General features: G+C 70.4%; 11 protein-coding genes, 1 tRNA gene and 2 pseudogenes. 7 read left to right on the forward strand and 7 right to left on the reverse strand.

Annotation, left to right across the window (positions count from 1 at the left end; genetic code table 11):
* Positions 1–16: 16 nt before the first annotated feature.
* A pseudogene (locus tag ACZ518_RS05475) lies at positions 17–1,302 on the forward strand (IS701 family transposase).
* A 361-nt stretch (positions 1,303–1,663) separates the two neighbouring features.
* Here ACZ518_RS05475 and ACZ518_RS05480 read toward each other — a convergent pair.
* Both ACZ518_RS05480 and ACZ518_RS05485 read right to left on the reverse strand, forming a co-directional pair.
* Complete coding sequence (locus tag ACZ518_RS05480; protein WP_469111701.1) at positions 1,664–2,551, reverse strand: Vgb family protein; 888 nt, start codon at positions 2,549–2,551, stop codon at positions 1,664–1,666.
* A gap of 39 nt (positions 2,552–2,590) precedes the next feature.
* Positions 2,591–4,207, reverse strand: a complete 1,617-nt coding sequence (locus tag ACZ518_RS05485; protein WP_469111702.1) for an ABC-F family ATP-binding cassette domain-containing protein — start codon at positions 4,205–4,207, stop codon at positions 2,591–2,593.
* A 113-nt stretch (positions 4,208–4,320) separates the two neighbouring features.
* Here ACZ518_RS05485 and ACZ518_RS05490 point away from each other — a divergent pair, with 113 nt between their 5' ends.
* Complete coding sequence (locus tag ACZ518_RS05490) at positions 4,321–4,977, forward strand: TetR/AcrR family transcriptional regulator (protein WP_469111703.1); 657 nt, start codon at positions 4,321–4,323, stop codon at positions 4,975–4,977.
* Positions 4,978–6,682: 1,705 nt separating this feature from the next.
* On the opposite strand, the gene ACZ518_RS05495 is transcribed toward ACZ518_RS05490, so the two are convergent.
* On the reverse strand, positions 6,683–7,834 hold the full coding sequence (locus ACZ518_RS05495; protein ID WP_469111704.1) for a hypothetical protein: 1,152 nt from the start codon (positions 7,832–7,834) through the stop codon (positions 6,683–6,685).
* Between the two features lie 153 nt (positions 7,835–7,987).
* Here ACZ518_RS05495 and ACZ518_RS05500 point away from each other — a divergent pair.
* A tRNA-Gly gene (locus tag ACZ518_RS05500) sits at positions 7,988–8,106 on the forward strand.
* A gap of 290 nt (positions 8,107–8,396) precedes the next feature.
* Here the strand turns inward: ACZ518_RS05500 and ACZ518_RS05505 are convergent.
* Positions 8,397–8,792 (reverse strand): hypothetical protein, encoded by a 396-nt coding sequence (locus ACZ518_RS05505; RefSeq protein ID WP_469111705.1) that lies wholly within the window; start codon positions 8,790–8,792, stop codon positions 8,397–8,399.
* A gap of 330 nt (positions 8,793–9,122) precedes the next feature.
* Between ACZ518_RS05505 and ACZ518_RS05510 the strand changes: the two genes are divergently transcribed.
* The 3 genes from ACZ518_RS05510 (at position 9,123) to ACZ518_RS05520 (ending at position 12,180) form a co-directional block, all read left to right on the forward strand.
* Positions 9,123–10,724: an ISL3 family transposase gene (locus ACZ518_RS05510; protein WP_469111706.1), complete on the forward strand. Its 1,602-nt coding sequence runs from the start codon at positions 9,123–9,125 to the stop codon at positions 10,722–10,724.
* Positions 10,725–10,890: 166 nt separating this feature from the next.
* A complete protein-coding gene (locus ACZ518_RS05515; protein WP_469111707.1) occupies positions 10,891–11,628 on the forward strand; it encodes a barstar family protein in 738 nt (245 codons plus the stop codon).
* A 402-nt stretch (positions 11,629–12,030) separates the two neighbouring features.
* Complete coding sequence (locus tag ACZ518_RS05520) at positions 12,031–12,180, forward strand: hypothetical protein (RefSeq protein WP_469111708.1); 150 nt, start codon at positions 12,031–12,033, stop codon at positions 12,178–12,180.
* 18 nt (positions 12,181–12,198) lie between these two features.
* On the opposite strand, the pseudogene ACZ518_RS05525 reads toward ACZ518_RS05520, so the two are convergent.
* Positions 12,199–12,474 (reverse strand): annotated as a pseudogene (locus ACZ518_RS05525) (GNAT family N-acetyltransferase); the annotation flags it as partial.
* Between the two features lie 94 nt (positions 12,475–12,568).
* Between ACZ518_RS05525 and ACZ518_RS05530 the strand changes: the two are divergent.
* Positions 12,569–13,225: an ankyrin repeat domain-containing protein gene (locus ACZ518_RS05530; protein WP_469111709.1), complete on the forward strand. Its 657-nt coding sequence runs from the start codon at positions 12,569–12,571 to the stop codon at positions 13,223–13,225.
* A gap of 151 nt (positions 13,226–13,376) precedes the next feature.
* On the opposite strand, the gene ACZ518_RS05535 is transcribed toward ACZ518_RS05530, so the two are convergent.
* Entirely contained in the window at positions 13,377–13,616 is a 240-nt protein-coding gene (locus ACZ518_RS05535; protein WP_469111710.1) for a hypothetical protein, read from the reverse strand.
* Between the two features lie 14 nt (positions 13,617–13,630).
* On the reverse strand, positions 13,631–13,915 hold the full coding sequence (locus ACZ518_RS05540) for a hypothetical protein (RefSeq protein ID WP_469111711.1): 285 nt from the start codon (positions 13,913–13,915) through the stop codon (positions 13,631–13,633).
* Positions 13,916–14,221: the final 306 nt, after the last annotated feature.

Genomic DNA, 14,221 nt, shown 5'->3' on the forward strand with positions numbered 1-14,221 from the left:
CGGGCATTCCGAATGTGTGGATACACGCGAAGTGGACCGTGTGCGGGCGCGGGCTGAGTTGGCGTCGTATGTGGCTGACGTGTTCGCCTCTCTGAGGCGCAAGGACCAGCGGGCCAAGAGCGACTGCTACCTGCGGGGACTGATGCTGGACGGCCGGCGTAAGTCGATCCAGGCCATGGCGGCCCGGCTGCCGGACGGCAACGAGCAGAACCTGCAGCAGTTCGTGAACCAGTCCACCTGGGATCCGGTGCCGGTCCAGCGCCGGATCTGCGAGCGCATGCTGCCGCTTATCGCTGCGACGGCCTGGGTGATCGACGATGTGTCGCTGCCCAAGGACGGAAGAATGTCGGTCGGGGTGGCCCCGCAGTACTGCGGGCCCTGGGCAAACGAGCCAACTGCCAGGTCGCGGTCAGCGTCCATGCCGCGACGGACACTGCCTCCTGCCCGCTGCAGTGGAGGCTGTTCCTGCCTCGGTCATGGGAAGCGGACAACGATCGAAGAACGTCCACACGCGTCCCGACCGAGGTCACACACCGTGAGAAATGGCGGTTGGACCTGGACATGCTCGACACACTGGCCGAGTGGGACATGAGGCCTCCGGTCGTGGTGGCGGACGCCGCCTACGGCACTAACGCACACTTCCGGGCCGCGCTCACCGACCGCGGAATCCACCACGTCCTGGCCGTCCGAGCGGACGTAAGCGCCCATCCGCTTGACGCTGAGCCCGAAGCCCCGCCCCGCAACGGGCCGGTCGGCTGCTGGCCTCAGCCCCGCTACCGACACCCCGCACCGTCGGTGGCAACCCTGGCCGCCAGCCTCGGGACCAGGGCATTCACCACCGTCACCTGGCGGCAGGGCACTCGAGGCAGGCTGAAGTCGCGCTTCGCCGCCGTGCGCGTCCGGCCGGCCGGCAAGGCCGTTGAGCGGCCGATCAAAGCTGCTGCCTCGTCCGAGCAGGGCTGGTGGGACGGGGTCCTGCCTGACTGCTGGCTGCTGGTCGAGTGGCCGGACGGTGCTGAAGCCCCCACCGACTACTGGCTCTCCAGCCTCCCTGCCGGCACCCCGATCACCGAGCTGGTCCGTCTGGCCAAGGTCCGCTGGCGCATCGAGCATGACTACCGAGAGCTCAAGCACGGTCTGGGCCTGGACCACTTCGAGGGACGGTCCTGGCCCGGCTGGCACCACCACGTCACCCTCGTGACTGCGGCCCAGGCCTTCCTCACCGAACAGCGACTGATCCCAAAAGTCCCAGGACCGGCCTCACCCTCCACCAGACCCTCGATGCCCTCCAAGACATCCTGAGGTGCTGGACGGGGGTCTGCATCACCTGCCAGCGGCCCCTCCCCGACACGGCACACACCACCCCAAGATCAAGAACAACCTAACGGAGTCCTATTAGTCATACGACCAGCACGAATACACCTCACTGACGACCCGTCACTGCCAACCCACACTGACACCAAACCGGCACATCGCAGTCCGCACCACGACCCGGCGGCCTGGGACCGTCTTCGGGACGCCGAGGCTCCCCCACGGGTTGCACACAGTGCACATCTGCATGCCGGGGAGCTCCCGGAACGCGCTTGCGTGGTCGGAAAACCGGGCCGGGGAGTCCGCCAGGCAGTTTCGAGGGTGAATTGAGATCTCGTCACCGCCAGGGGTGTCAGGTGAGGTTCCAGCGGGTGACCTCGCCGCTCTCCTGGGCGACGTAGAGGGTGCCGTCGGGGGCGAAGGCGAGGCCGTGGGGTTCACACGCCGGGGTGGGGAGGGCGAACTCGGTGACGGTGCCGGACGGGGTGACGCGGCCGATGCGGCCCGTGGCCCATGCCGTGTACCAGCAGGAGCCGTCCGGGGCCACCGCCACGGCGTGCGGGCGGCACCGAGGATCCGGCAACGGGTGTTCGGTGATGCCCCCGGGGGTCAGGCGGCCGATGTGGCCGCTGCCGATCTGGGCGAACCAGAGGGTGCCGTCCGGGGCCGCGGTGAGGCCGACGGGGGCGGCGCCGGGGGTGGGCAGGGGGTGGAGGGTGGTCTCGCCGGTGATCATGATCCGGGCGAGGGCGTTGCCCTGGTTGAGGGTGCACCACAGGGCGCCGTCGGGGGCGGTGGTGAGGAAGGACGGAAAGGAGCCGTCGGGAAGGGCGTGCTCAGTGAACTCGCCGGCCGGGGTGACGCGGGTGACGGTCGTGGTGTGCACGGTGGTGAACCAGACGGCGCCGTCCGGGCCGGCGGTGATGCCGTACGGGCCCGGCTCGGAGCCGGGGACGGCGTAGGAACGGGCTTCGCCGTCGGGGGTGATGCGGCCGATGCGGTGGTCGCGGTTGCGGGTGAACCACAGGGCGCCGTCGGGGCCCGCGGTGATCAGGGTCGGGCCGCAGTCGGGAGAGTCGAGGGGGAACTCGTCGATCCGGCCGTCGGGTGTGAGGCGGGCGATGCGGCCCGCGTGGACCAGGGTGCACCAGACGTTGCCGTCGGGACCGGCGGTGAGGGCGTAGGGGCCGGCGCCCGGTGTGGGGAGGGCGTACGTGTGGATCAGGCGGGTCAGGGTCAAGAGGGGGCCTTTCAGAGAGGGGGTGAGGGGGTGAGGGGGTCAGGCTGCGGCTCGGAGGGAGAGGCGGTCGCCCTGCCAGCCGGTGCACAGGCGACGGTCGTGGCTGACGACGACCACGGCGCCCGGGAAGGAGGCGAGGGCCTCGTCGAGTTCCTCAGCCAGGGCGGGTGAGAGGTGGTTGGTGGGCTCGTCCAGGAGCAGGACGTCGGCCGGTTCAGTGACCAGCCGGGCCAGGGCGAGCCGCCGGCGCTGGCCCACGGAAAGTGCGCCGACGGGGGTGGTGAGCTGTCCGGGGGCGAACAGGCCGAGCGACAGCAGCTGTTCGGTGTGCTCCTCGGGTGCGCCGGGGCGGCCCGCGGCGAAGGCCGCGAGGAGTGGGCGGTGGGCCGGTCTGGGGTGGGTGTGCTGAGTCAGCAGCCCGGTCCGGCCGGGGCGGACGACGTGGCCCCGGTCGGGGGTCACGGTGCCGGCGAGGACGCCGAGCAGCGTGCTCTTGCCCGCGCCGTTCGGGCCGGTGATCAGGAGCCGGCCGCCGGGCGGCAGGGTGAGGTCCACCGGCGCGAGGCGGCCCGTCAGGGACACGTCGTGCGCCGTGAGGGACGGTCCGGGCGCAGTGACGGTGGACGGCGTGCGGGGCACGGCGGTGAAACGGAGCGGGTCGGGTGCGGCGGGGACCGGGTTGGCCAGCAGACGGGCGAGGCGTTCCTCGGCGTTGCGGACCCTGCTCGCCAGGGACTGCTGGACCCGGCCGGCCGCGCGGTCGTAGGCCATCTTGTTGCCGTCCTTGATGGCCCGGCCGGGGGCGACCTTGCGGGCGGTGACGGCCACGGACGCCCGCAGCCGCTCCGTCTCCTCGCGCCATGCGGTGTGGGCCTGGGAGCGGCGCCGGCGTTCAGCGGCGTGGCCTGCAAGGTAGCCGGCGTAGCCGTTGCCGTAGCGGACCGTGCGGTGCAGGTCGCCGTCTACCTCCAGGAGGGCGGTGGTGACGCGTTCGAGGAACTGCCGGTCGTGGGAGACAGCGACGGTGATGCCGTGGCGGGCGCGGAGGTGGTCCTCCAGCCAGGTCAGGGCCGTGTGGTCGAGGTGGTTCGTGGGTTCGTCGAGGAGGAGGACCTCGGGGGCGCAGGCCAGCAGTGCGGCCAGGCGCAGGCGGACCTGTTCGCCGCCGGAGAGGTCGCCGACGGTGCGGTCGCGGGGCAGTCCGAGCAGTCCGAGGCCGTGCAGGGCGCGTTCGGTGCGGGCGTCGGCGTCGTAGCCGCCGCGCAGTTCGAAGGCGGTGAGGAGGTCGGCGTAGGCGGTGAGGGTCTCGTCGGTGGTGTCGCCGTCGGCCATGCGTGCCTCCAGGCGCCGCATGCCGTCCTCGGTGGCGCGGAGTCCTGCGAGGGAGCGGTCGAGGACCTGCTGCACGGTGAGGTGGGCGGGGAGGTGTTCCTCCTGGGCGAGGTATCCGATGCCGCCGTCGGCGCGGACGGTGACCGTGCCGGAGTCGGGGCGTTCGGCGCCGGCGAGCAGCCGGAGGAGCGTCGACTTGCCGGATCCGTTCTCGCCGACGATACCGAGGCGGGTTCCGTCGGTGACGGAGCAGTCGACGGAGGCGAGCACGGTGCGGCCGGCGTAGGACTTGCCGAGGTCAGTCGCGGTGAGCTGGGCGGTCATGGAGCGGCTCCAGGGGTTCGGGGGCGGGAAGGAGGACGGCGTGGTGGCGGGAGGGGCGGGTGAGGATCATCGGAGACTCCTTATAGCGACGAATGTTGCTTTAAGATCGTTCCATGGATCCTGCTGAGCACACAAGCGAGAGTTCCGGCCATGAAGACCATCCAGATTCGGCCACACCGCGGCGCCGGACGGGAGGCCGCAGCGCCCGGGTCCGGGCCCAGGTACTGGCGGCCGTGGGCGAGTTGCTGATGGCTGCCGGGTACGACGGGCTGACGATCGACGCGGTCGCCGAGCGGGCCGGCGTACACCGCACCACCATCTACCGGCGCTGGCGCGACGTCGGCGGACTGCTGGCCGACGTACTCGACGCCGCGGCCGACGACACGTGGAGCCCGCCCGACACCGGATCACTGGAAGGCGACCTCACCGCGCTCAACCAGGAGGTCTACGAGGCCCTGGCAGGCGGCGGGCCCAGCCTGACGACGGCGCTGATCGCCGCGGGCTTCCGTTCGGGCGAGGCGGCCGGCGCCCTCGCCCGTTTCTGGGAGGACCGCTACGCACGCTGCGCGGTGGTCGTCACGCGCGCCACCGGGCGGGGCGAACTGCCGGGCCCGGCCGACGCCCGCGCGCTGCTCGTCGCGGCGACCGCCCCGCTCTACCACGAGCTGCTGCTCCTGCGGGGGGCCCCGGACCCGGCCCTCCCCCGCCGGGCCGCCGCCGGTGCCGCGGCGGCGGGGCGGGCGGGCGTGTACGGGGCCCCGGCGGTGTGACGGCGGGCGGCTCGGCTCCGCCACCGCAGATCCGGCCGATGGACCGGGCGGGCCGGGCGGTCGCCCCCTGGACGAGGACGGCGGCATCGGCTGGATGTGCGGCGCCGTTTGGCGAGGGCGGCGTACCCGCCCGAGGAAGGCCGGCCACTGGGGGACGCCGGCCGGTGGCGAGCGGTTTCCTCCGCGGCACGGCCGACCCGCGCCACCGCCTCCTACAGGCCGAAAGGGCGGCCGCGCCGGTTCCGTGTCCGGGCAGGTCGGGGCCGTGATCCGGAAGCGGAGAGCCAGCCGGGCGGGGTGAGGTCCCGCATCCGGGCGGAATGCCGGATCTGACTGTCCCCGCCTCGGCCGACCTGCGGCCGGTACGACGGTCACCTTGAGCAGGGCAGCGATGCGCCGGCGGCGCGGATCCGAGCCGACCGGCTCGTGGCCGTGGAGCCCGACCCAGGCGGCCTCGCCCTGCACGTCACCGGCATGCGCGACCCCCTCCACCTCCCCCTGCCCGCCCCCGACCCCGGTGCGATCTCTCGCTTTCACGTCAGTACGCGGCCTGGGCGTCTCTCACTCAACGACAGTGGATAGACCCCGATCTCTCGCGTCCATGACAGCAACCACACACCCCGAAATAGCCCCCGACCAGCGTCAACACACCAGAGCCCACTGTCTCTCACACCGCTGTCACCAAACCGAGAGATCGCACCCCTGGCGCGCGCCCTTCACCTCCCGGATACGAGCTGTAACCGTCAATCCCAGGGACGAGTGATCGTTTTTGCGGTGAACTTCCACACCCTCCTGGGTGAACGCCTGAGCGGCGGCGAACCAGGGATCCCCCCAGGCAGCTACGACTCATGCAAACGGAACCTCTGTGCGAGCGAGGAACCTGAGCCAGCCGACTCCCACAGTCGGCGGGACTCCTAGACGGACGACCCACCCACCGAAGAAATGAGGACCGATCATGACAAACACCACCAGCAATACGCTCGGAAATAGGGAATGGCTGATGGTCGGCAACTCCCTCTTCTCCGAAGGAGAGCGTCGAGTTCAAGTGCCAAACTGACGGGAAAGTTGCCATCTACTGGGGCGGAGAATGCCGGTGGCAGAACACGAAAGAGCAGCGGTACGACGTCAAGGGCCTGATCATGCAGGGTGACGGAAACTGTGTGCTGTATACCAAGGATGGCACCGCCGCATGACACACAAACACAGCGGCACCGTCAGGAAACGACACGTGCGTCGCGACGATCCGGAATAACGGCCAGTTCATCATCTTCAGAGGCACCCCCGTAAGTGAGACTGGACCCAAAAAGAACTGATCGGGCCTACCAGGTCCTCGACACCGAACCGACCGCCGGGGACGAGGCGAGAGCCCAGATGCTGTGTACGGTCCCGGTTGCGGGCAATCTGCGTGCACGAAGCGAACCCGGCCCCGGCCGGCGGCCCGAACGAAACCTTCCGCACCACGGGGCTCCGGGGACGGCGTCGCGCCAACGCCGTCCCCGTCGGCCGTGCGGGCCTGACGGGATCAAAACGGGAGTACCGCGCCCCTCACAGGTCCGCGCAGCCGTGGAAAGTCGAGCCAAGAGGTCGGGCGCTATCCCTCGCAGGAGTTTGAGATCACGTCTGTCCGCGCTTACCGGAAACTCTCGCTGCGCTCGCGCAATGCGAGCGTCAAGATCTGCCCGGCCCGTCGGAGGCCGGTTGCGGACTAGGCGCAGGCCTTGGGCGGGTAGATCATCACGTCGCCGACCGTGGGCACGCATCGCGTGCCCACAGGCAGCTGCTCCACGACGCCGAGGCCGTCGACCGGCCCGCCGAGCAGGACGCGGTGAAGGTGGTCACGCCCGTACAGCACCATGCCGGGTGCGGCCCGCGTACCGGTCAGGCAGACGACAGGGTCGGCGGCGAACCGCCCGCCGGCCGCCTTCCCGACCGTCACCTCGGCCGCACTGAGTTCCGCCTCGCCGGTCTCCACCACGGGGTGGCACGGCGGACACACGATGAGCACCAGGCGACCGCCCTCGTAACGCCCGCTCCAGTCCACAGCCTCCGCCGACGTCCAATCCCTCGGCGCCCGCGCACCGCACCGCCCGCACCCCAGCCTCGCCCGACGCGTACCCGGCTTCATCCGTCCCATACCCCGCACAACGCCCCGAAGGCGGGCCCAGTAGCGGCCCGGAACCCAGCACGCTTCAGGGACCCCGAGCCTGAGCTCAGAAACGTGCAGGGGCGCGCATGCGGCGGGCGCGGCCCGTGCAGTGGATCCCGCCCTCAATGTGGTCCTCGCTCGCCCGACCGTCGGCCGGGCCATGGTCCGGGCACCGGCGGTGACGCCCCCACAGGCATGGCGTACGCACTCGCAGCCCTCCCCCGCACCCGCGAGCAGGACCGCGTGGTGGGCCACTCCACCCTGCCGCGCGGCCGTGCCCCGCAGGCCACCCGACCCCGACCGGAACCGCTCAACCACCCGCACCCGTCCCAGCACCAACGGCACCGTCCCCGGCACGGTCAGCCGGCGCACCGTCGCCCCGAACTCGCCCGCCGTCAGGGCGGCCGGCTCGTCGGCGTCCTCGTCAGTGGACCAGCCGGACAGCTCGTCCTCTCCCTCGGCGTCCTCGGACAGAACCAGGTGCGGGCCGTCGAGCCGGAGCCGGGCCGTACGGCGCCCGGCACCGACCACGGTCAGCGACGCCGACGGCATCCCGATGGGCACCCCGATCTTGTCGTGGGCAAGCAGCCACGCCACCACCACCGCCGCCCGCTCGAACAGCGGGTGCACCTCCGCGCCCCCGGCCGGGGCGGGGAAGTCGGCGTACCTGCAGCGCCAGTTCTGCACCGCGGCCCGGCCCACCCGGGCCATGCATGCGTGGCTTTGTTCATGAGAACGGGGCTCTGGCACAACTTCTGTGGACCCGTGGCGGCGGTTTTCGGCGTCCCAGATAAGGATTCGTCCTCAGAGAACGATGTCTCTACCCTCAGTCGGAGCGGGAGTGCGCGCATTTCCGCAGGTTGCGGTGCCGTGGCAGAGCGGCCCATTGCGATCGACGTGGGCGAGGTCCCTCCCACGGCGACTGACGGAGACGGGGCGGACCTGCTCCCATCTGTCCGCGGGTTCAAATCCCGTCGGCACCGCAGCCGACCTGCACGTCGTCCAGCGCAGGACCTGCTGCATCACGCCAGGTCCACAGAAGTTGGGCCAGAGCCGAGAACGGACGACGGATGTTCACGACTTCGGGAGGCACCGAAGCACACTGAGGATTCGAATGATGCTTGAGTTTCGACCCGAGAGTCGACTGCCTAGGCATGGCAGGCAGTGTGCGGCGGCCTACCTGCCGACACCCATCCGAGCGTAGCCGCGACGTCCCGCGATCCCGTGTGTGCGGCGCCGACTGCTTCAGAGTCGCGCAGGCGGCCTGGGCGGCTCAGCGGTCACCCGTGTGCGGGCGGACGGGAGGTGGCAGTGGCTGGCGCCAGTCGCCCAGTCTCGTGAGGAGAAACTGGCGGGCGAGAGAACGTATGTCGTCCCACACGGGATCTGTGGCCAGGGCGTTGTCCCAGAGGCCGACGCGGCCGCCGGCATCGATCTCGCCGAGGCGACGGCCGATGGCCCGAAGGTTGTGCAGATCCTCGGGCCCGAAGACTCCGCGCTCCGCGAGTCCTTCTGAGACGCGGCAGAGTAGCTCTACCTCTTCAACGAAGCCCTCCGTGTCCTCCTCACGCTTGCCCAGCCAGGCAAGTTGATCCTGGGTGTCGGCTGCCAGGAGGGTCATAAAGCGCATTGTCCAGCTGCGCAGGCGTTCGTCGCCGAGATGGTTCACACGTGCAGGATCTCACCTGGCTTCCGCAACCGCGTTCGAGGGCACGGAGGGAGGGCAGCGGCCGGCGCGGCGCCCCGTGGAGGTTGAAGCTCGATTGCTGCTGCCGTAATCGAACAGCACCGGACAGAGGTGCCTCCCGAAGCCGTGAACATCTGCCGTCCGTTCTCGGTTCTGGCACAGATCTTGCGGAGTCGTCGCGGAGAGTCACCTCGATGTTCGATTGCGAGGGGACGGTTCGCGTGAGACCGCGTACGACTTGTCGTCTGACCGTCGCAAGTAACGTTCCCTCAGGTCCCCACGGGTCGATGCCGTGGTCGGCCGTGGACAGTGATGGTGCTGGTCGTGCAGACCGATGCACCGTTCTGGGGCTCACTGGTGTTCGCCGGGATCGACGATGTGGGTGTTGAGGCGGTTACGGCTGCGTTCGGCACAGTCGAGGTGGTGGCGAGAGGCCGCGCGGCTGGCTCTGCATGTCCGGACTGCGGCCGCTTCTCGGACCGAGTCCACGACCGGTACCTGCGCAGGCTGAAGGACCTTCCGCTCGCTGAGCAGGGCTTTGTCATCCGGCTGACTGTCCGGCGCTTCATCTGCGGGTCGGTGGATTGCCCGCGCCGGACGTTCGCCGAGCCGTTCTCCCAACTGGCCGCTCCACACGCACGGTTCACAGCTCGACTCAACCACGCCCTGGAGCGAGTGGGGCTTGCGCTGGCCGGGCGGGCCGGCGCTCGGCTGGCTGCCCAGCTGGGGTTCGGAGCGGGACGGATGACCTTGTTTCGCAGGGTCATGGCATTGCCCGATCCACGGTTCAGTACTCCGCGGGTGCTTGGCGTGGACGACTTCGCGATCCGTCGCGGCCAGACCTACTCCACTGTTTTGACCAGCGTCGAAGACCATCGCGTGGTCGACGTGCTTCCCACGCGTGAAGCCGGGCCGCTGGCCGCCTGGCTGATCCGCCACCCCGGCGTGGAGGTCATCTGCCGGGACCGGGCGGGCGCTTACGCCGAGGGTGCACGCCGCGGTGCCCTCGACGCTCTGCAGGTTGCTGACCGGTTCCATCTGTGGCAGGGCCTCGGCCGGGCCGTGGAGACCTGCGTCGCCGCCCATCGCGACTGCCTGCGCAATCCTTCGACCAGCAGCATGCTGCCGGAGGCCGTCCTGGGTTCCGGTCGGCCGCAGGATGATGTGGAGCCCGTCGGCCGGCGGGCCGATCGGAAGAAGGCAGCACATGCCCTGGTCCACGAGCTTCTTGCCCAGGGTCACTCACGCCGGGCGACTGCCCGCCACCTGGCTGGGGCTTCAATACCGTGCTCAGGTATGCGAACCACCGCACGCTGGCAGGACACCTTCCGCGAGAACCGAACCCGGCCCAGCAGACTGGACCCCTACAAGCCCTACCTGGAGCGCCGCTTCGCCGAGGGATGCACCAGCGTCACCCACCTCCACAGTGAACTCGTTGCCGGCAACGCGCCCGTCACCTACCAGATGGTCCGCCCCTACATCGCCACCCTCCGCGGGGCTCCGGCTGGCGCGCCGCCGCGGCCGCCGACGGTGCGGCAGGTGACCGGCTGGCTCACCCGCCACCCCACCGCCCTGACCGAGGAAGACCGGGCCGACCTGAAGCATGTCCTGGCCCGCTGCCCTAAACGGGACACGGCCGCCGGACACGGCCGGGATTTCGGCGAGATAGTCAGCGGCCGTCTCGGTAGCACGCTCCCTGCCTGGATCGACGCAGTCGATGGCAGCCAGTTGCCCGGGCTCACCAGCTTCGCACTTCACCTGCTCCGGGACCTCGACGCCGTGACAGCCGGACTCACCCTCCACTGGAACTCCGGCAGCATCGAGGGCGCCGTCAACCGCATCAAGAAGATCAAAAGGCAGCTCTACGGCCGAGCCGGCTTCCACCTGCTCCGCAAGATGATCCTGCTGCAGTAACCCCGCATTACAAGGACGGCGCCGAAGCTCAACCCTCCCGCTGGCCGTTTTCATTGAAGATGGTCATCGACTGCCTCCTGACCTGGGCGGACGGCGCTCGTTGAGCACGATCTCCCCTCCATTAATCGCTCGGGCTCCGAACAAATGCCGTGCAAGGATCTCACCCATGATGGCCAAGCCCACCCTGACGGAACACCGCTCCCCATGGGTCGTGTTCACCTCCCCGGCCGACCCATGGCTGGCGTCGGAAACGGCCGCGCTCGTGCAGCGAAACGGTCTGGTCCTGCGGCTGGACGGCCGGGAAATGCGGGATCCGGCGTCCGTCTTCCGCACCTTTGCCCGGGAGCTGTCGTTCCTCGGCTACTTCGGCCACAACTGGGACGCCCTCGTGGACCGCCTCCACGACTGGCACGGTCCCGGCCACGGGAACCAGAACCTCGCGATTCTGATCGAGCACGCGGACGACCTGCTGAAGTCGGACTTCCTAGGCCTGTTCGTATCGGTTCTCGCCCAGGCAGCCTGGAACTCCAACCTGCGCCTGGACGGCGACGGCGAGCTCGATGAGTGGCGGCAGCGTATAGCCCAGCACTTCGTCTTCCTCCTGGACCACACTGCACCCGTCGCCTTCGCGGAGAAGGCGGCCCGCGGCATGGACGTGGCGGTGGCGCTCGCGGACGGCCGCCTGCTCATCACCCTGACCGACGTCGACCGGCCCGGTGGAGATCCCGCGTCCGCCCCCTGGACGGCCGGCACGCTCTCCTTCGCGGACGAGGAGATCCTCAGTGGCATGACCATCAAGGGCATCAAGCTGTTCCGAGACCACCTCGGCTGCTCGATCCACGAGGCTCTGGACATCTTCCTGTCGCGCTCTGAGCACCTGCGCCGCGAACATCCGGACGGCTAGATGATGGGCCGCGCCAGCCAAGCGACTGGGTTCGCTGAGTAGACGCCTCGATTGGATGAGACAGGACACCCGCATCCTCGAACACCGCGATGACTCTCCGCGATCGCTCCCCAAGATCTGTGCCAGAACCCCGTTCTCATGAACAAAGCCACATGCGACCTCGGCCAACAGCACCCGCTCCCACACCGGACTCGCATCCAGCGCGGCAAGCGGAGAGCGGGCGCCCGCAGGGGCGGCGTACACCGCCCGCCAATCCACCAAGGGCCGCACCAACGGGAGCAGCGCGACGGACTCGGCGGAGTACAGCGGGACCATGGTGACGCCGCCCTGCCGCTTGTAGCCGATCTCCACCGAACCCACCGGGGCGACCCAGCCCAGGCGCACGACCTGGTCGAAGTCGACGTGGCGGACACCGAGCCGGCGCGCGGCCTGGTCCGGGCCGAGGGGCACGTGCCGGTCGAGGAGGACCGGCAGATCCCGGCGGCGCGCAAGGGCAGCCACCCGGTCCGGGTGGACGTCGGGGAACTCGGGTTCCCGCTGAGGTGGAGGTAGCCGAAGAGGCGCCGGGCGCTAAAGAGCGAGCTTGAACCCATCGTGACTGCGCGCGAAGCCCAGCCCGCCATAAAAGCGGTGCGCATCCTCGCGCCGCTTGTTGCTCGTCAGCTGGACAAGCGCGCAGCCAGGCGTGCGGGCCCGCTCGATCGTGCGCTCCATCAAGATCCGTCCGAGCCCGTCGCCTCGACGGTCCGCACGGACCCGCACCGCCTCGATCAGGGCTCGCTCGGCCCCGCCCTTGCCCAGCCCCGGGATGTAGGTCACCTGCAGACAGCCAACCACCCTGCCGCCGTCACCCGCGCCCTTGCCGGTCCGGCATGGGGAGCCCGCAGGGGCGGCGTAGGTGGACATCGCGCAGTTGTGCAGCCCTCCTTAGGATCGGGGTATGTCGAATACAGAGCGCATGCGGTGGGACGGCGTCACCAGCCGCGACTTGTACCCCGAGGACGTCCTGGCCCGGCGGGACCTGCTGGCCGACGCGGCCCGCGGCGGCGACTGGCCGCAGGTGTTCGAGCAGCTGGCGCAGAACCCCGACTGGGTCAACGCGACCAGGGTGGGCGGCCCCAGCAGGTTCACCCCGCTGCACCAGGCGGCCTGGCACGGGGCAGAGGCCGCTGCCGCCGTGCTCGTCGGCTGCGGGGCCTGGCGTACCCTGCCGACCGCGGCGGGGGAGCGAGCCCTGGACATCGCCCAGGCCCGCGGTCACAAGGAGGTGTCGGGCCTGCTCCAGCCCGTGGTGCACCACCCCGTGCCGTCCCCGACGCTGAACGCGCTGGAAGGCCGGCTGCACGCGCTGATCCGTGCGGACAGTCACGGCCTCGCGGACCAGCACCGCCTGAGGCTGCCGACGCTGGCCGTCCTGACCGAACTCGCCGATCCTCAGATGTACTTCCCCGTTCCCGGCATGTACGGCGGCTTCCGCTACCGGCTGGACGGCGACAGCCTCGTCACCGAGAGTTCCAGCCGCGTCGTCGGCGGCTCGGGCCGACGTCACCGCATCACCGTCCGGTCGACCGAGCTGGTCGCCGAGGGGTTCGACTGACCCGACCGGTCCGTGCCCGCCCGCCCGTACACACACGCCGGCGAGTCGGTGGCCGGGAGTAGGCGGCGCCGGTGTCCTAGCGGGCGACGGCCGGGCTGATGCCGGTCCGGGCGGGACCCTGGCCAAGCACGGTTACCACGCCTTCCGCTACCTAGCCGCCGGTGACTACTCGTTCAACGACGACCACGCGGACCACCACGACGGTCCAGCAGCCGCCTCCGCACCCGAGGCCGTCCACACCACCAGCATCAAGGCGGACCAGCAGCAGCACCAGCCGGGCCAGCGGCAGACAGACATGGAACAGCTGCCGGTGCCCCGTCGCCCCGAGGAACCGCGCGGACTCCCCAGCACTCGCCTCGACGAGCACGGCGTGCGCGGCACTGCGCCGCATCCTTGCAGCCCGCGCTACCGATGATCCCCAGCCCGCCCGGCGTCTGCGTTCACCGCGGCCGCGAGCCCCCACACGCCGGTCCCCATCGCCTCGAACGCCTCCGTCCGCACCGACCGGTCGCCCTCGGTACGGGCCTTGACGTACAGGGCCGGCCAGCGGGTCTCCGCTCCCGGCACGCACGCGGCCACCAGGGCCTCGCTCGTGTCGGCAATGACCCGCAGCGCGTGCTCACTCCACACCCGGCCCGTCCGGTGCACATCGCGCCGCACGACCGTCCGGCCCGTCTCGAAACTGCGCATCACGCCTCCCTCACAGGTCCCGGCCGCAACGTCCAGCCCGGCATACCCACCCCAGCGCGCGTCGCAGGTGGCGGCAAGCCGCCGTCCGAGCACGGCCTGCCCAGGTTCCCCTTGGGCTTACCCGCGACTACCGGCCCCAACCGATCCCGAACACGCCGCAACGCTTGGCCGCCAAAAGTTCGGCCGCCACGGGCAGCGGCCGGCAGCGCGCGAGGCGTTCGGTATCGGCGACCAGCCAGCGCAGTCCGCAGGCGTTCAGGCGGCCCAGGCGCGCCGCGGCCGGCGGCAACAGGGCCGGCCTGCCCG

The organism is Streptomyces sp. NPDC033966, assembly GCF_055575955.1.